The organism is uncultured Shewanella sp., from assembly GCF_947491715.1.
Lineage (GTDB): Bacteria > Pseudomonadota > Gammaproteobacteria > Enterobacterales > Shewanellaceae > Shewanella.
Map to the genome: position 1 here is coordinate 178,629 of NZ_CANLKR010000004.1, position 17,971 is coordinate 196,599.

The 17,971-nt window shown below is 41.9% G+C and carries 11 protein-coding genes; 10 read left to right on the top strand and 1 reads right to left on the bottom strand.

What is annotated here, in order from left to right:
• Window positions 1–134: 134 nt before the first annotated feature.
• The 8 genes from proB to carB all read left to right on the top strand — a co-directional run bounded on the left by proB (window position 135) and on the right by carB (window position 12,323).
• Window positions 135–1,253, top strand: a complete 1,119-nt coding sequence (gene proB / locus Q0779_RS06085) for a glutamate 5-kinase (RefSeq protein ID WP_298770566.1) — start codon at window positions 135–137, stop codon at window positions 1,251–1,253.
• Window positions 1,250–2,527, top strand: a complete 1,278-nt coding sequence (locus Q0779_RS06090) for a glutamate-5-semialdehyde dehydrogenase (protein ID WP_298770567.1) — start codon at window positions 1,250–1,252, stop codon at window positions 2,525–2,527. The genes proB and Q0779_RS06090 overlap by 4 nt, the downstream gene beginning before the upstream one ends.
• Window positions 2,528–2,865: 338 nt before the next feature.
• Window positions 2,866–4,800 (top strand): molecular chaperone DnaK, encoded by a 1,935-nt coding sequence (gene dnaK / locus Q0779_RS06095; protein WP_298770568.1) that lies wholly within the window; start codon window positions 2,866–2,868, stop codon window positions 4,798–4,800.
• Window positions 4,801–4,887: 87 nt separating this feature from the next.
• The gene (gene dnaJ, locus Q0779_RS06100; RefSeq protein WP_298770570.1) at window positions 4,888–6,018 is read left to right on the top strand and encodes a molecular chaperone DnaJ; all 1,131 of its coding nucleotides are present in this window, start codon (window positions 4,888–4,890) and stop codon (window positions 6,016–6,018) included.
• Between the two features lie 186 nt (window positions 6,019–6,204).
• On the top strand, window positions 6,205–6,822 hold the full coding sequence (locus Q0779_RS06105) for an FKBP-type peptidyl-prolyl cis-trans isomerase (protein WP_298770572.1): 618 nt from the start codon (window positions 6,205–6,207) through the stop codon (window positions 6,820–6,822).
• Between the two features lie 83 nt (window positions 6,823–6,905).
• Window positions 6,906–7,721, top strand: coding sequence for a 4-hydroxy-tetrahydrodipicolinate reductase (gene dapB, locus Q0779_RS06110; RefSeq protein ID WP_298770574.1), 816 nt, complete (start codon window positions 6,906–6,908; stop codon window positions 7,719–7,721).
• 175 nt (window positions 7,722–7,896) lie between these two features.
• Window positions 7,897–9,072 carry a glutamine-hydrolyzing carbamoyl-phosphate synthase small subunit gene (carA, locus tag Q0779_RS06115; RefSeq protein ID WP_298770576.1) on the top strand — a complete coding sequence of 392 codons (1,176 nt, stop codon included), beginning with the start codon at window positions 7,897–7,899 and terminating at the stop codon, window positions 9,070–9,072.
• Window positions 9,073–9,101: 29 nt separating this feature from the next.
• Window positions 9,102–12,323: a carbamoyl-phosphate synthase large subunit gene (gene carB / locus Q0779_RS06120; RefSeq protein ID WP_298770578.1), complete on the top strand. Its 3,222-nt coding sequence runs from the start codon at window positions 9,102–9,104 to the stop codon at window positions 12,321–12,323.
• 80 nt (window positions 12,324–12,403) lie between these two features.
• Here the strand turns inward: carB and Q0779_RS06125 are convergent, their stop codons facing one another.
• Window positions 12,404–14,077 (bottom strand): phospholipase D-like domain-containing protein, encoded by a 1,674-nt coding sequence (locus Q0779_RS06125; RefSeq protein WP_298770580.1) that lies wholly within the window; start codon window positions 14,075–14,077, stop codon window positions 12,404–12,406.
• A gap of 598 nt (window positions 14,078–14,675) precedes the next feature.
• On the opposite strand from Q0779_RS06125, the gene Q0779_RS06130 reads away from it, so the two are divergent.
• Together Q0779_RS06130 and Q0779_RS06135 are read left to right on the top strand one after the other, a co-directional pair.
• Window positions 14,676–16,172: a hypothetical protein gene (locus Q0779_RS06130; RefSeq protein WP_298770582.1), complete on the top strand. Its 1,497-nt coding sequence runs from the start codon at window positions 14,676–14,678 to the stop codon at window positions 16,170–16,172.
• A gap of 233 nt (window positions 16,173–16,405) precedes the next feature.
• Window positions 16,406–17,878: a hypothetical protein gene (locus Q0779_RS06135; RefSeq protein WP_298770584.1), complete on the top strand. Its 1,473-nt coding sequence runs from the start codon at window positions 16,406–16,408 to the stop codon at window positions 17,876–17,878.
• The last annotated feature ends 93 nt before the right edge of the window (window positions 17,879–17,971 follow it).

The following is a 17,971-nucleotide window of genomic DNA, read 5'->3' on the forward strand; positions in this document are numbered from 1 at the left end:
TGAGATGCTGGTAGAAAGCGGAAGATAAAATGCATTCTTTCTGGTTTTTTAAACGCTCTTTAACCCTGTTGACTACCATTTAAGGGTGAGATTGGGTATAAATATTACTCGTTATAAAGAGTGCATATCTAAAGATGAATTTAAGTGAGATAAGTTATCAGCGTGTAGTGATTAAGTTAGGCACTAGTGTCTTAACTTCGGGTAGCGATCGCCTCGATAAAGCGCATATGGTTGAGCTTGTCAGGCAGATGAGCCAATTGATGAAGCAAGGCGTTGAAGTGGTGTTATGTACCTCTGGTGCGATTGCGGCTGGGCGTGAGCATCTGCAATTTCCAACGCTTATTGATAGTATGGCGAATAAACAACTATTAGCCGCTGTTGGACAAAGTCAGCTTATTCTTGCTTGGTCTGAGCTGTTTAGTCTCTATGGGTTACATGTTGGACAGTTATTATTAACCCGAGCCGATCTGCAAGACCGTGAGCGCTATTTGAATGCCAGAGATTCGCTTAATGCCTTACTCGAGCAAGGTATTGTCCCCATTATTAATGAAAATGATGCTGTCGCCACCGCAGAAATAAAAGTCGGTGATAACGATAACTTGTCAGCACGAGCTGCGTTATTGTGTGATGCCAGTTTATTGGTGTTATTGACCGATCAACCCGGATTATTTGATGCCGATCCTCGTAAAAACCCAAATGCAAAATTAATTTCTGAGGTGGCAAATATTGATGATAATTTACGAAAACTGGCGGGTGGAGCGGTATCGGGATTAGGGACTGGGGGCATGGCAACGAAACTGGAAGCTGCCGATATTGCTCGCCGCGCCGGCGTTGAAGTCATTATTGCGTCTGGTCATCACGCGAATGTCATCGAAAAAGCCGTTTGCAAAAGTGATGTCGGTACACGCTTTAGTGCCCTTAAAAATCCGTTAGAAAGCCGTAAACAATGGATTTTAGCTGGGCCAAATACGAAAGGAAAATTAGTGCTTGATGATGGCGCTGTTACTGCGGTCACTCTGAAAGGGCGGAGTTTATTGTCTAAAGGGGTGAAAGAGGTCGTGGGTGTATTTCAACGTGGTGATACGTTAGCGGTTGTTGACGGTCAAGGTAAAATGTACGCTAAAGGCATGGTGCGTTATAGCAGTGATGACGTAAAAAAAATAATGGGTAAACATTCGAATGAATTCGAATCGATACTGGGACATGATTACGGCGATGCAGTGATCCATCGCAATGATATGGTGGTGTTATGAGCCAAACTGACAATGAGCAATATCTGGTATCCCTCGGGGAACGCGCTAAGCAGGCGAGTTATGCGTTAGCCAATTTAACCGGAACACAAAAACAGGCGCTGTTAAAAGCGATTGGTACGAGCTTAAGTCATCATAAAGAATCGATTTTAGCGGCCAATGAGAAAGATGTTCTAGCTGCCCGCAACAATGGTTTGTCTGATGCCATGATCGACCGTTTAGTCCTCAATGAACAACGTCTTAGTAATATTATCAGTGATATTGATAATGTGATTTCTCTTGAGGATCCTGTGGGGACTGAAATAGAGAGTCGTTTGCTTGATAATGGGTTACGTTTATCCCGCCGTCGAGTGCCTTTAGGAGTAATTGGGGTGATCTATGAGGCTCGTCCTAATGTCACAGTGGATATTGCGGTATTGGCGCTGAAAACCGGTAATGCAGTGATTTTACGTGGCGGTAAAGAGACCTTACAGTCCAATTTAGCATTAAATGAAGCGATACAAAAAGCATTAATCGCACAAGGTTTGCCTGAAGCGGCCGTGCAGCTTATTGCAAGTCCCGATCGCACTTTAGTCACAGGATTGCTCACACTTGATAAATATGTGGATATGATAGTACCTCGAGGCGGGCAGCACTTACAGCGATTATGTGCAGAGCAAGCCAGTATTCCCGTCATTTTAGGCGGAATTGGTATTTGTCACTTATATGTACATCACAGTGCTAATCTTGAAAAAGCAATCAATGTGATAACGAATGCTAAGGTACAACGTCCTACGGTGTGTAATGCACTGGATACGCTCTTAGTACATGAAGCGGTTGCAGAAAGCTTTATTTCTCTTATTTGTCAGCATTTAACGGCGCAAGGTGTTAGTTTTTATGGCTGTGATAAAACCCAAGTTTATCTGCGTCAAAGTGACATTGAGGTGAGTAAGGCATCGAATGAGACCTATGCAACAGAATGGTTATCACTCACATTAGGCATTAAAGTGGTTGATAATACGCAAAGTGCGATTGAGCATATCAGACAATTTTCCAGTGGGCATTCAGAAGCGATTTTAACGGACAATATTCATACGGCAAATTACTTTATGAATGAAGTGGATGCTTCAGCTGTTTATGTTAATGCCAGTACACGTTTTACCGATGGTAGCCAATTTGGTTTAGGCGCTGAAGTGGCGGTGAGTACCCAAAAACTCCATGCACGGGGTCCTATGGGGCTTGAAGCGTTAACCACGTATAAGTGGCTTGCTTGGGGTGATTACACCGCTCGAGATTAATCGACTTTTTGAAGTGCGGCATTTGTGCCGCACTTTATTTATTGTTTATTTACTTTGTTTAACTACATTTTTTAAAAGGTTTATTCGTTTTCTCTTACTTTCTCGTATCTTTTCTTATTGCGTTATTTTTACAGTACTTTACCCTATCGACTTGCCTCAAGATCATTTTATTTTTTCGTTTTTTTTATTTTTATCCCTTGTATTTGTATTCCTTGTCCCAATATAGGGAAGTAAGAGCAGATTTGGGCTGAATAAAAAGACTTGAAATTAATGATGTCTATCCCCATTTCTATTAACAGACAAAGAATTTAGATTAAGTACGATTTCCGGAGGACTCCATGGGTAAAATTATTGGTATCGATTTAGGCACAACTAACTCTTGTGTAGCAGTATTAGATGGCGAGAACGCTCGCGTTTTGGAGAATGCCGAAGGCGATCGCACGACTCCTTCTATCATTGCTTATACCGAAGATGAGACATTAGTGGGTCAGCCTGCTAAACGTCAAGCGGTAACGAATCCTAATAATACTGTATTTGCCATTAAGCGTCTTATCGGTCGTCGTTTTCAAGATGATGAAGTTCAACGTGATGTTGATATCATGCCGTTCAAAATTATCGGTGCTGATAATGGTGATGCATGGGTTGAAGCGCAAGGTAACAAAATGGCGCCACCACAAATTTCAGCTGAAATCTTGAAAAAGATGAAGAAAACGGCTGAAGATTTCTTAGGTGAAGCTGTTACTGAAGCGGTTATTACGGTGCCTGCTTACTTCAACGATTCACAACGTCAAGCAACGAAAGATGCGGGTCGTATTGCGGGTCTTGAAGTTAAACGTATTATCAACGAGCCAACAGCGGCTGCCCTTGCTTATGGTATTGACAAAAAGCAAGGCGACAACATCGTTGCGGTATACGATTTAGGTGGTGGTACGTTCGATATCTCTATCATTGAAATCGATAGTGTTGAAGGTGAGCAAACATTTGAAGTATTAGCAACCAATGGTGATACGCATTTAGGCGGTGAAGATTTCGATAACCGTCTGATTAACTATTTAGCAGATGAGTTCAAAAAAGAGCAAAGTTTAGATCTTCGTAATGATCCACTTGCTATGCAGCGCCTTAAAGAAGCTGCAGAGAAAGCAAAAATTGAACTGTCTAGCACGACACAAACTGAAGTTAACTTACCTTACATCACAGCCGATGCAACAGGTCCTAAGCATTTAGTGGTTAAGATCACTCGTGCTAAATTAGAGTCTTTGGTTGAAGATTTAATTACTCGTTCTTTAGAGCCATTAAAAGTAGCAATGGCGGATGCTGATTTATCTATTTCAGACATTAACGAAGTGATTTTAGTTGGTGGTCAAACACGTATGCCTAAAGTTCAGGCTGCAGTGACAGACTTCTTTGGTAAAGAGCCTCGTAAAGATGTGAACCCTGATGAAGCGGTAGCTGTGGGCGCAGCAGTACAGGCTGGTGTTCTTTCTGGTGATGTGAAAGATGTACTACTTCTTGATGTGACGCCTCTGTCTCTTGGTATTGAGACTATGGGTAGCGTGATGACTAAGCTTATCGAGAAGAATACGACGATTCCAACGAAAGCACAGCAAACATTCTCAACAGCAGATGATAATCAAGCTGCGGTAACGATTCATGTTCTGCAAGGTGAGCGTAAGCAAGCGAGCAGCAACAAATCATTAGGCCAATTCAACCTTGAAGGTATTGAGCCAGCACCACGTGGCATGCCACAAATTGAAGTGGCATTTGATATCGATGCTGATGGTATCTTGCATGTATCGGCAACTGATAAGAAAACCGGTAAAGCACAAAACATCACCATTAAAGCCTCTTCTGGTTTAAGTGATGAAGAAGTTGAAGCTATGGTTCGTGATGCTGAAGCGCATGCTGATGAAGATGCAAAATTTGAAGAATTAGTGCAAGCACGTAACCAAGCCGATGGCATGGTGCATTCAACTAAGAAGCAAATTGAAGAAGCAGGCGATGAGTTGCCAAGCGAAGATAAAGAAAAAATCGAAGCGGCAATGAAAACAGTTGAAGAAGCGGTTAAAGGTAACGACAAAGAAGCGATTGACACTGCAACAGCAGCATTAATGGAAGCATCAGCGAAATTAATGGAAATCGCTCAAGCGAAAGCACAAGCTGAGCAAGGTGCTGCTGGCGCCGATGCAGGTGCAGCGCAACAAGAGCCTAAAGATGCAGCGTCTGATGATGTTGTTGATGCTGAATTTGAAGAAGTAAAAGACGACAAGAAATAATTAGGTTTTCCTGATTCATTGTGTAGCGGGCGTTAAGAGGCAACTCTAACGCCCGTTTGTCCAACTTTTATTTGAGCAATGTAAATTATGTCAAAGCGTGATTATTACGAAGTATTAGGCGTTACTAAAAGTGCGAGTGAGCGCGAAATAAAAAAAGCCTATAAGCGTTTAGCGATGAAGTATCACCCAGATAGAAATCCGGGTGATAAAGCTGCTGAAGCGAGTTTTAAAGAAGCCAAAGAAGCTTATGAAATTCTAACCGATGGCGATAAGAAAGCTGCCTATGATCAATTTGGTCATGCAGGCGTTGATCCAAATCGTGGTGGCGGTGGTCATGGCGGCGCTGATTTTAGTGACGTATTTGGTGATGTGTTTGGTGATATTTTTGGTGGTGGTCGCCGTGGTGGTGGTCAACGTCAAGCCGCACGTGGTTCCGATCTTCGCTATAACTTAGAGCTTTCTTTAGAAGAAGCGGTGAAAGGCTTAACCAAAGAATTGCGCATTCCTGCTTTAGCTGCGTGTGAGCCTTGTAATGGCACGGGGGCCAAAAAAGGCACATCGGCGACAACATGCGGGACTTGCCATGGTAATGGTCAAGTGCAAATGCGCCAAGGATTTTTTGCTGTTCAGCAAGCGTGTCCGACGTGTCATGGTCGTGGAAAAATTATTAAAGATCCTTGTCAGCATTGTCATGGTGAAGGGCGTGTTGAGAAAAGTAAAACGCTTTCCGTTAAAATCCCAGCGGGTGTGGATAACGGCGATCGCGTTCGTTTAACCGGCGAAGGTGAAGCTGGCGAGTTTGGTGCGCCAGCGGGGGATCTTTATGTGCAAGTTAGCGTGCGTGAACATGCTATCTTTACTCGTGATGGTAATAATTTATATTGTGAAGTCCCGATTTCATATAGCACAGCAGCCCTAGGTGGCGAAATTGAAGTGCCGACGTTAGATGGTAAAGTGAGCCTTAAGATCCCGAACGAGACACAAACCGGACGTATGTTCCGCATGCGCGGTAAAGGTGTGAAATCGGTTCGCAGTCATGCAGTGGGGGATTTGCTTTGTAAGGTTGTGATGGAAACACCTGTAAAGCTTAATGAGAAGCAAAAAGACTTACTGCGGGAGTTTGAAGCATCATTAACAGGACAAGCAAAGAAACACAGCCCAAAAGCGGAAGGTTTTTTTGATGGGGTTAAAAAGTTCTTTCAAGACTTAAACAGTTAATCTCTTTTTCGACATAAAAAAGCCTCGCGATTGTGAGGCTTTTTATTGCGAAAAATAAAGTTATAACGCGGCTTTTTATACGTTAAAAAAAGCCTGAAGAAGTCGGCATTTGGGGAAGTAATTTAGCACTTAATATGTTAAAGTCCCGCGCTGAGTTCATTGAATCAATTAAAGAGTAGGAATATTATGTCTGATACGTTCAGTACAGTTGAACAACAAGCAAGTTATGGCGTTGGCCGTCAAATGGGTGAGCAATTAGCCTCTAATTCATTTGAAGGTATTGATATTTCTGCCGTTCAAGCTGGTCTTGCTGATGCGTTTGCCGGTAAAGAAAGTGTTGTTGCTATGGAAGATTTGCAAGTGGCTTTCACTGAAATTAGCCAGCGTCTTCAAAAAATTCAAGAAGAAGCTGCGGCTTCGGCATCTGCTGAAGGTGAAGCATTTTTAACAGAAGTGGCTGCACGTGAAGGTGTGTTCACAACAGAATCTGGCCTTCATTATGAAATCATTACAGAAGGTAATGGTGATAAGCCAAGTTCCGATTCGACTGTTCGTACGCATTATCATGGTACTTTTATCAATGGTGATGTTTTCGATAGCTCGGTTGTTCGTGATCAACCTGCTGAATTTCCAGTATCGGGTGTGATTGCAGGTTGGACAGAAGCATTACAATTAATGCCAGTAGGTTCTAAGTGGAAATTATATGTTCCACAACATTTGGCCTATGGTGAGCGCGGCGCAGGGGCTTCAATCCCTCCATACTCTACGTTAGTGTTTGAAGTTGAATTACTCGATATTCTTTAATATAAAGAGCCTAAGTTAATCTTAGGCTTTTTTTTGAGTATAGATTGGGTCTACATGAAGAATGATTTTTTTGAGGGGCGGGCATGATTGAACAAGTAAGAATTGCCATTACCGGTGGCAGTGGGCGCATGGGTAGGACCCTCATAGAGTCTGCAAAGCAGCATGATAATATTATTTTAGGTGCAGCGATTGAGCGTTCTGGGTCAACTTTAATGGGAGTGGATGCAGGAGAGCTTGCAGGTGTAGGGGCGATGAATGTCTCTATTACTGACTCACTGGATAAAGCCCGTGATGATTTTGATGTGCTCATCGATTTTACCTCTCCAGAAGCCAGTGTTGTGCATACTGATTGGTGTGCTCGTCATGGTAAGGCTATTGTGATTGGTACCACAGGGTTTAATCGTGCTCAAAAAGAGCAAATTGCTGCTTATGCAGAAAAAGTCCCCGTGGTCCTTGCACCGAATATGTCTGTGGGCGTGAATTTGATGTGGAAGTTATTAGAGCAGGCCGCACAAGTAATGGGGGACTACAGTGATATTGAAATTATTGAAAGTCACCACAGACATAAAAAAGATGCGCCATCAGGGACAGCACTTAAAATGGGCGAAGTCATTGCCGAGACGCTTGATCGCGATCTAGACAAATGTGCTGTTTATGGCCGAGAGGGTATCACAGGCGAAAGAGATCGTGAGACGATTGGTTTTTCAACCATTCGTGCTGGCGATATTATCGGTGAGCATACTGCTCTCTTTGCTGATATTGGCGAACGTATTGAAATTACGCATAAGTCATCCAGTCGTATGACCTATGCCAATGGTTCTATGCGAGCCGCATTTTGGCTCTATGAGCAAGAGGCTGGACTCTATGATATGCAGCAAGTCTTAGGGCTTAAATCGTAATTATTTGAAAACCGCCAATTGAGCGGTTTTTTTTTGAAAAAAAGATTTTATTTGCATAGACAGGCGTTATTTTTGCATATAAAATTATCCGAATTTGCCAAATTTTAGCTTTTTTATGACTATTTAGCTAAAAAAAGGCACTAATAAAACATTGTTTTTCAATGGTTTGACTCTTATGGAGGTCGTGTTGACTAAGTCTGCCTTACTCGTACTCGAAGATGGGACTGTATTCTCTGGCACAGCAATCGGTGCTACTGGAATGACTGTTGGTGAAGTGGTATTTAATACTTCAATGACGGGCTATCAGGAAATATTAACAGATCCTTCTTATGCTCGCCAAATCGTGACATTAACTTATCCACATATTGGTAATACCGGCACTAATGATGAAGACAAAGAATCAGATTCAGTCCATGCCTGTGGTTTGATTATTCGTGATTTACCTTTAGTTGCCAGCAATTTTCGCGATACGCAGTCTTTAGGTGATTACCTTAAAGCCAATAATATTGTCGGTATAGCTGATATTGATACTCGCAAGCTGACACGCATTTTACGTGAAAAAGGCGCACAATCGGGTTGTATTGTGGTGAGTGAGCAAGGAGAAGAGTTAGCGGAAACTCAAGCAAAAGCGTTAGCCGCTGCAGAATCATTCCCTGGTTTGAAAGGCATGGATTTAGCCAAAGAAGTGACGACTGATCATCAATATCAATGGCGTAAAGGCAGCTGGCGTCTTGTGGGAGGGTTACCTCAAGATACGCCCAGTGACGCGCTTAAATATAACGTCGTGGCATTTGATTATGGGGTGAAACGCAACATTTTACGTATGCTGGTGGATAGAAGTTGTGATGTGACCGTTGTCCCTGCAACAACCAGTGCCGCAGAAGTCCTGGCCATGGCGCCCGATGGTATTTTCTTATCTAATGGACCTGGCGATCCGGAGCCTTGTGATTATGCTATTGAGGCGATTCAGGAGATATTAAAAACAGAGATACCTGTCTTTGGTATTTGCTTGGGTCATCAATTGTTGGCCCTGGCTTCTGGTGCTAAAACATTAAAAATGAAGTTTGGTCATCATGGTGCTAACCATCCGGTGAGTAATATTGAGCAAGGTAATGTGATGATCACCAGTCAAAACCATGGTTTTGCTGCGGATGAAGCCAGTTTGCCCAGTAATATTAAAGTGACGCACAAATCGTTATTTGACGGTTCATTACAAGGTATCCATTTGACGGATAAGCCTGCATTTAGTTTTCAAGGGCATCCTGAAGCGAGTCCGGGACCTCATGATGCAGCGCCATTATTTAATCATTTTATCGAGTTAATCGAAGCTTACCGTAGTAACGCCAAATAATCAGTGGGATCTGGGAGAAGATTAAAGCAATGCCAAAACGTACAGATATAAAAAGTATTCTCATCCTAGGCGCGGGTCCAATTGTCATTGGGCAAGCCTGTGAGTTTGACTATTCCGGTGCTCAAGCCTGTAAGGCTCTAAAAGAAGAAGGTTATCGAGTTATTCTGGTTAACTCTAACCCCGCGACGATTATGACCGATCCTGACATGGCCGATGCGACATATATCGAGCCTATTCACTGGGAAGTGGTGCGTAATATTATCGAAAAAGAACGTCCAGATGCGATTCTCCCTACCATGGGGGGCCAAACGGCATTGAATTGCGCCCTTGAACTTGAAAGCCAAGGGGTGTTAAAGGCATTCAATGTGGACATGATCGGCGCAACGGCTGATGCCATTGATAAAGCGGAAGACAGAAGTCGTTTCGATGAGGCGATGAAATCGATTGGACTGGATTGTCCTCGCGCAGGTATCGCCCATACTTTAGATGAAGCACATCAAGTATTAGAGCAAGTGGGCTTCCCCTGTATTATTCGTCCGTCATTTACCATGGGCGGTAGCGGTGGCGGTATTGCTTATAATGTTGAAGAATTTGAAGAAATCTGCTCTCAAGGTTTAGAGCTCTCACCCACGAATGAGTTATTGATTGATGAATCCCTCATTGGTTGGAAAGAGTATGAAATGGAAGTGGTGCGCGATCGTAATGATAATTGTATCATTGTGTGCGCCATTGAGAATTTTGACCCTATGGGGGTGCATACTGGTGACTCGATTACTGTTGCTCCAGCACAAACGTTAACGGATAAAGAATATCAATTGATGCGAAATGCGTCTTTGGCCGTATTACGTGAAATTGGCGTAGAGACCGGTGGCTCTAACGTTCAATTTGGTATCAATCCCAAAGATGGTCGCATGGTGATCATTGAAATGAACCCACGTGTTTCTCGCTCATCCGCACTGGCCTCTAAAGCAACAGGTTTCCCTATTGCTAAAATTGCGGCTAAATTAGCCGTGGGCTTTACTCTTGATGAGTTGAGTAATGACATTACAGGCGGGGCGACGCCAGCCTCTTTTGAACCTGCCATCGATTATGTCGTAACAAAAGTGCCGCGTTTTAATTTTGAGAAGTTTGCAGGCTCTAATGATCGCCTCACAACCCAGATGAAATCAGTGGGTGAAGTCATGGCTATTGGCCGGACTTTCCAAGAGTCATTGCAAAAAGCATTGCGTGGATTAGAAGTGGGTAAACAAGGCTTAGATCCTGAAGTGGATTTAGATGATGCGCAGGCCTTATCGCGTATTCGCCATGAATTAAAAGAACCCGGCGCTGAGCGTATTTGGTACATTGCGGATGCATTCCGTGCGGGTTTATCAGTAGAAGGCATTTTTAAGCTGACCAATATCGATCCTTGGTTTTTAGTACAGCTTGATGAGCTGATTAAGCTTGAAGCTTTTGTGGCTGATGTAGGTCTTTCAGGATTGAATGAAGATTTATTACGCAAATTAAAGCGTAAAGGCTTTGCTGATGGCCGTTTGGCTACATTGGCGGGTGTCAGTGAAACTGAAGTCAGAAAATTACGTCATCGTCATGAGATTTTACCTGTTTATAAGCGAGTGGATACTTGTGCGGCTGAATTTGCCACAGATACGGCTTATTTGTATTCGACCTATGAAGAAGAATGTGAAGCCAATGCCTCAAGTCGTGACAAAATTATGATTTTAGGTGGTGGCCCTAACCGAATTGGTCAAGGTATTGAATTTGACTATTGTTGCGTACATGCAGCGCTCGCGCTGCGTGAAGATGGTTATGAAACCATCATGGTCAACTGTAATCCTGAAACAGTTTCAACGGATTATGATACGTCAGATAGATTGTATTTTGAGCCTGTCACCTTTGAAGATGTGCTTGAAATTGTGCGTATCGAAAAGCCTAAAGGCGTTATCGTGCAATATGGTGGTCAAACTCCGCTGAAATTAGCCCGTGATTTAGAGGCTGCAGGCGTGCCTGTTATAGGAACGAGTCCAGATGCGATTGATAGAGCAGAGGATCGTGAACGTTTCCAGCAAGCCATTGAACGTTTAGGCATGAAACAGCCTGAAAACGATACGGTAACTACGGTTGAGGGAGCAGTCATTTCAGCCGAACGTATAGGCTATCCGCTAGTGGTTCGTCCTTCCTATGTATTGGGCGGACGTGCGATGGAAATTGTCTATGATAAACAAGATTTACTTCGCTATTTCAATGAAGCGGTAAGTGTATCAAATGCGTCACCGGTATTGCTTGATTCATTTCTCGATAATGCCATTGAAATTGATATCGATGCCATTTGTGACGGCACCGATGTCGTGGTAGGTGCCATTATGGAGCACATTGAGCAAGCGGGTGTGCACTCTGGGGATTCGGGTTGTTCATTACCGCCTTATACCTTGAGCCATGATATTCAAGAAAAAATGCGCACTCAAGTGAAACAACTGGCGATGGAGCTAGGAGTTGTGGGGTTAATGAACGTACAGTTTGCTGTTAAAAATAACGAAGTGTACATGATTGAAGTTAACCCTCGTGCTGCTCGAACTGTGCCTTTTGTGTCTAAAGCCATTGGTAAGCCGTTAGCTAAGATTGCAGCAAGAGTCATGGCGGGTCAAAGCTTAGCCTCACAGGGTTTTACTCAAGAAATAATTCCTCCTTATTATTCGGTGAAAGAAGTGGTGCTGCCTTTTAATAAATTCCCCGGTGTGGATCCTATGTTAGGGCCTGAGATGCGCTCGACAGGTGAAGTGATGGGAGTGGGAAATACCTTCGCCGAAGCTTACGCCAAAGCGCAATTGGGGGCGACCTGTGAAGTGCCAAAATCGGGTCGAGCGTTATTGTCTGTGCGCAACAGTGATAAAAAACGTGTGGCCGACTTAGCCTCTAAACTCATTGAGCTAGGGTATGAAATTGATGCAACACACGGTACGGCGGTGATCCTTGGTGAAGCGGGCATTAATCCACGTTTAGTGAATAAGGTCCATGAAGGGCGTCCGCATATTCTCGATAGGATTAAAAATGGTGAATACACTTATATTGTCAATACCACCGAAGGACGTCAAGCGATTGAAGATTCTCGTCAATTACGTCGCGGGGCATTGCGTTATAAAGTGAATTATACCACTACATTAAATGCTGCATTTGCGACCTGTATGGCTCACTCGGCAGATGACAGAAACAATGTCACTTCGGTGCAAGAGCTACATCAACGTTTGTTAAATTAATAGCCACTCACTGTAATAGATAATGTAAATAATTAAAAAAGCCGCGTTATGCGGCTTTTTTATTTTGGTGTGATCAACGATTAATGCGGCTTTTCACAGACATAATGAGCTTCAGGGTTTTTTCTAAATGCTTCAGAGTTTATCGCTGGACATACCGCACGAATGCGCTCTTTGAGGTGGGTGACTTGTTCCCAAGTGATGGCCATGGGATCAAAAACAATAGGAAAGCTTTGAACGGTTTCATCATTAATTTGAGCAAGCAGCGTTTCATAACGTTGATCCTCGATGCCAGTTTGCCAGATAGACTCGAAGTTATTGATAAACTCCTCTATTGCTAGCGGATTATTCTCTCGTTCAATGATCATAATATTTTCCATGCTATTATGCTCTGCATTGTCAGAGAAGTTATAACTGCCTGTGATTAACGTATCGTTATCGATGAGGGTGTATTTATGATGCATTTGTTTGGCGTAAGAATAATGCCAGCGATAACTGTAGCTTTTAAAGCGCACATCAATCCCTTGTTCGCGCAGCATATAGCTATAATGACTGCCTTTATCATAACAGGCTTGCTCTTGAGAGGGGGTAGTGGCTTGTTCAAGACAGGCTTGACGTTCTGCTTGTTCTTGCTCATGAGTATAAAGGCTAATATATTCTTGAATATCTAAGTATATGTCAATATCTACATTTCCTTCAGCCTGTTTATTTAGTAAGGCTTGAGTAATGGGCCATGAGCGTAAATGACCACTGGCGATTTTGATACTGGATTCTGCTTGATTAATATAATCTACCAGCGTATCTGATACGGTATTTCTGCCAGAGACTTTAGAGAAGGTTTCGCCATAGCGAGTGGTGGATGTGTTGAAATTACTCGATGTAAAACGGGTATTCAGAGAGTGCGGCTCATTTTTTTGATAACGGGAATCAATGATTGACTGAACAGTACAAGTATCGCAGGTGAAATCGCGAGAATGATGCCAAAGTAAATTAAATTCGTCTTGAAATGCATTAATGAATTCAGCATTGTTTTTTACAAAAACCGTGTTTTCATCATAGCGGGTTGCAGCAGAGTAAGACCAATTTGCGCTACCTGAAATAAGTTGAGCACTCTCCAATCCACTGTCGATAATCGCAAATTTATGGTGCATAATTTTATTGACATACCGTACATCAATGAGGGCTTGTTCAAGCTTTTCTGATAGGGTACCAGAAGGCGATTTTCTGTCTTTTAAGGCATTATTGGAGATCACTCGAATTAACACCCCTCTTTGCACTGCATCAGAGATAGCTGCCAATATGCGATTGTCTCTGAAACTATACATGGCAATATCTATGGAGACACTGGCTTGATGAATGGCTTCCACCACCTTAGTTAAGTGAGAAGCGTCATAGGGAGCGGGTGAAAAGATCACTTCAATATTACCATTTGCAATAGCACAGGCATGTGGAAACAATCCTGTAAGTACATTCAGTGTTGTCGGCCCAACATATTTTATGTCATCGATTTCTTGCAATGAAGTAAATTGCCTATCATCTTCGGTTTCTGCTTGGCCATCAGCGCCATTTCGCGTGCGAATAATACTATGGGCAGCGGTGGGGTAAATGCCACTTTCTTTTAGCAGGTCAACACTTGTTAGTGGTGAATTGGTGAAGGCCAACAAATCATTCAAGCAATAATCGGCAAAGCTGAGTGGTGAAAATAACATTGGTGTGATGAAAGTGAGTTTTTTCATCCATTGGCGTTTATGACGCATAAAATCCCTCTGTGATGTATTGAGTCAATCTTGCTCTTTTAAAAATGTATGTAAATCGATTGATTTACATACATTCTATATAAGTCATTGGTAATATTGGCTATTTAAAGATTCTATATTTAACTTAATTGCAACGAAGGTGAAAAACAAGCGCTTGACGTCACAATTATGTTAAATAAGGTTTGATTGCTGAGATATTGATCGATCATCACGACTTAATAAAGGTAAGTAACTGTTTTACATTAATAATATACTGATGGGTAAAATAAAATAAGTCTTTGCTTAACGGTATTTTATTAATTTGTGTTAATCATTGTGGTTAATGCTTTGTTAATTATTGCCTGTGTATTTGTTATGCTGTATATTGCCGCATCTTGACCTATTATCTTTAAATATTAATGGGTTATGTTTTTTGTTTCGATGACTAATTATTGAATTTGATTCAATTTTTATGCGATGGCTAATCGAGTCAAATGATTGTTGTCTGGGGTTGTTGAGTCAATAAAGCATTTTTTAACGAGAACACATCTAAGCGGTAAAAATCATCAAGGTCGATGACGATAATGCATTACCGTATTTAACAAAGGAATGGATAGAAATGAAAACCAGTAAGTTGTATTTAAGTTGTATTATTGCCTCTTTATTAATCACAGGCTGTGGTGGCTCTAGCAGCGATGATGCGCCAGAAGTCAGTAAACCTGATCCTGTTGTGATCCCAACACCAGAGCCCGAGCCGACAGTCACAATGAGTGGTAAAGTGATTGATGGTTACGTCTCTGGGGCAACAGTATGGTTAGATTTAAATGGAGATGGTGTCTATAACGAAGATGAGCCTAGCACAGTGTCACAAGCAGCTGGAGAATATCATTTAGAACTTTCAGCAGAAAACCAAGCGTGTGCTCAGTACAGTAATTTATATGTGGATGTGCCTGTGGGGGCTTTTGATGAAGATAATGGTGAAGTCAAAGCAGCTTATCAGATGATGCTGCCAGCTGGTTTTAGTCCTGTGGAGGGCGATGAGGTTTTTCACGTTACCCCTATCACAACGGTACTTTTTCAAATGCTCAATACTGAGCTTCAAAACCGTGGCGCCGAATTTGGTTCATGTGAGGCACTCAAAGATAATGATGCTTTACGTGCAATCGTAGAGACAGAGCTCGATGAAGCGCTATTGAGTATTGTGGACAGATATAACCTTTCTATTGAGAATATTTTTAGTGATTTTATTGCGACAGGTGATAATGACAGAAAACAGCTTGCACTCAATATTGTCAAAGGATTAAAAGCCAGTTTAGCTTATCAAACCACGGCAAAAGAGCGCTTCCCTAAGGCGGATTTTATTCGTGTTGAGTTTTATCAAGGCAGTGCAATCGATAATAATAATGCCTACCCAGAGGCGTGGTATCGAGATATTGCTATTTGGAACCCTGATGGCTTTCAATCAGAGCTTGTGAAAGTGTCTGATGATTTACAAACGAAAGTACGTGATATTTATTTACGTGAGGTGACCAATATACGTTGGGGTGAATATGGCGAGTTGGCACAGAAGAAAGATAGGTATAGTTATGGCGGAGATGGTTCAACATATACCTGCGCAAATTCAGAAGCGGTAATTATACGGCATATGAATGATGAACATCTGGAAGTGGAATTTGCGTTAAGCAATGAAAGTTACAGTGATGAAGTTGCGACTGTTAAAGAGTGTGATAATCAGGTTTACTCGGGTGGAGATAATCGCTACTTTGAAACCAGCTATGTTGATATGGGCATTTTTTATGAATCTCGTTTTGATACCAGTAAAGTTAATGTCGAGTTTACTGCACTGGCTGATTGGGTTGAGCTAGAAGGTAAGAGTGAGCAACTTGATGTGGATCTATTCATCGAGTATTTTGAAGGCTTAGCGTATCAATTTGATAAAGTTGTTGATGAAGAGCGGCATTCTAGTTGGTGGAAGCGTTCAACCGATGATATGCATGGCAATCGCATTATTATAACAAAGGATCAGAATGGCTGGGAAAAGATGAGCTATCAAGATGATGGAACATACATTTTAACTTGTAGCCAAGATGGTGAAACTTGGGGGGAATGTTCTTAAGTTAAAATAAGGCAAGCGTTATTATTTTAGAGCGTTTGAAAGAGTGACGCTAGCGTTGTTAACACCATAAAAAAGCCGCGATAGCGGCTTTTTTATCAAGATTATTTCCGTTCTGCACCGTTTCTGGTTTGACCACTTTAATAGAGAAAGTGTTTAATCCTAGAAGATGGCACTTTATGGGCTGTGTTAATGTCGATAAATTCCTCAGTATTGTCGACTAAAGCCTTATCATTATGCCTGTAGAAATAGAATTACAAACATTGAGTCATTCTGGTTTATCTTCGAACCCCTCCTCAAAGTCGATTATGGATATGGCATTATCGGACCCTTTTACAGATAAAGGGGTGACTGAGCAAAAGTTAGCGGGATTATTTTCAACATTAGCCCAACAAGCCGAAAATGATGATATGGCTAGTATCATTACGTTAATGAAAATTGCTGTGAAACCAAAGGTTAATGAACAAGTTGATTTAGCGGCTCAAAAGGCGAGTCAAATTTTGCAAAAATTAATTGGGCGCTCTGAAATTGGGAGTCAAAAGCATAATGTGATGACAACGGCGGCGAAAGCACTTTATGAGCAGACTGATAATAAAGGCAGTTTACCCGCTTTTTTATTAACCGCGGCTATGCAGGCTTACCATGTTCAAGGCGAAAATGGACAGGTGACTGAAATACAAGGAGAGATAGATGAGCAAAGTAGCCAGTCTTCTTCTACTCAATCATCTCAAAGTGGTTTAACCCTTGAGAATTTAGCGTTGCACAATAGTGAGTATGGGCAAGAAACGCGAAGAGGGCCGAATACGATGAGTGTGAGTCAAGGCTCTGACAATGTCAGTTCTTTAACGTCTGGTTTGATATCTTCAACATCTTCAACATCTTCAACATCTTCAACGTCTTCAACGTCTTCAACGTCTTCAACATCTTCAACGTCTTCAACGTCTTCAACAGCTTCAACAGCTTCAACAGCTTCAACAGCTTCAACAGCTTCAACAGCTTCAACAGCTTCAACAGCTTCAACATCTTCAACATCTTCAACATCTTCTACGACATCAAGTTCTACTCGATCTTCAACTGAATCGACGATTAATTCTCTGAGTAATGACAATGTGACTTTGCATAATCAAGTCAATGATCCTGATGTGATAATAAAATATGATGATAGCCCATTATATGATGAGAGACTCAAGGGTCAGCGAATTGAATATGGTTATACTGCTCCGCATGGAAAATTTAAGCAGGATACAGAATCCCTCCAAGGTGATCCATCGATTGAATCGAATGACAGAGTGGATATTTCTCCCTTAGAGATCGAAAGTGCTGAGCTTAAGTTAACCCCATCAGAACTTAAGGAGCAACTTAATCAGTTACAAGAGCGCTTCCTTAAGCTTTACACGGGAACCTTTATTGACAATACAGACGAGAAAGATGAGCTAAAAGCACAGTTAAGAGAAAAATACACGAATTACTATAGCCACATGCCAATATCAGAAATTAATTATGCCATTACGATGAACGAGCAAGCTCATGAGCTTTTATTAACACAATTATCAGCGGTGGATTTAAATAATCAAGACGAGTTGAATGAAATGACTGATGACACGCTTAAAGCATACGGTCAGCTGACTGTGTTAGACACTAATCTTGATGTGTTGTTTGAACAACTCTATCTAAGTAAACAATTACAACAAGAGCAGCATTTCGCTTAAGCAGCCCTGTGAGTCGATATACCCAAACCACTTGAAAGTGCATGTTTTCAGAGCCCGTAAAAAGGCTTAATTCAAGGCGCATTATTGAAAGAA

Coding starts and splice junctions, on each gene's coding strand:
- proB (WP_298770566.1), top strand. CDS start 135: ATGAATTTAAGTGAGATAAGTTATCAGCGTGTAGTGATTAAGTTAGGC.
- Q0779_RS06090 (WP_298770567.1), top strand. CDS start 1,250: ATGAGCCAAACTGACAATGAGCAATATCTGGTATCCCTCGGGGAACGC.
- dnaK (WP_298770568.1), top strand. CDS start 2,866: ATGGGTAAAATTATTGGTATCGATTTAGGCACAACTAACTCTTGTGTA.
- dnaJ (WP_298770570.1), top strand. CDS start 4,888: ATGTCAAAGCGTGATTATTACGAAGTATTAGGCGTTACTAAAAGTGCG.
- Q0779_RS06105 (WP_298770572.1), top strand. CDS start 6,205: ATGTCTGATACGTTCAGTACAGTTGAACAACAAGCAAGTTATGGCGTT.
- dapB (WP_298770574.1), top strand. CDS start 6,906: ATGATTGAACAAGTAAGAATTGCCATTACCGGTGGCAGTGGGCGCATG.
- carA (WP_298770576.1), top strand. CDS start 7,897: ATGGAGGTCGTGTTGACTAAGTCTGCCTTACTCGTACTCGAAGATGGG.
- carB (WP_298770578.1), top strand. CDS start 9,102: ATGCCAAAACGTACAGATATAAAAAGTATTCTCATCCTAGGCGCGGGT.
- Q0779_RS06125 (WP_298770580.1), bottom strand. CDS start 14,077: ATGCGTCATAAACGCCAATGGATGAAAAAACTCACTTTCATCACACCA.
- Q0779_RS06130 (WP_298770582.1), top strand. CDS start 14,676: ATGAAAACCAGTAAGTTGTATTTAAGTTGTATTATTGCCTCTTTATTA.
- Q0779_RS06135 (WP_298770584.1), top strand. CDS start 16,406: ATGCCTGTAGAAATAGAATTACAAACATTGAGTCATTCTGGTTTATCT.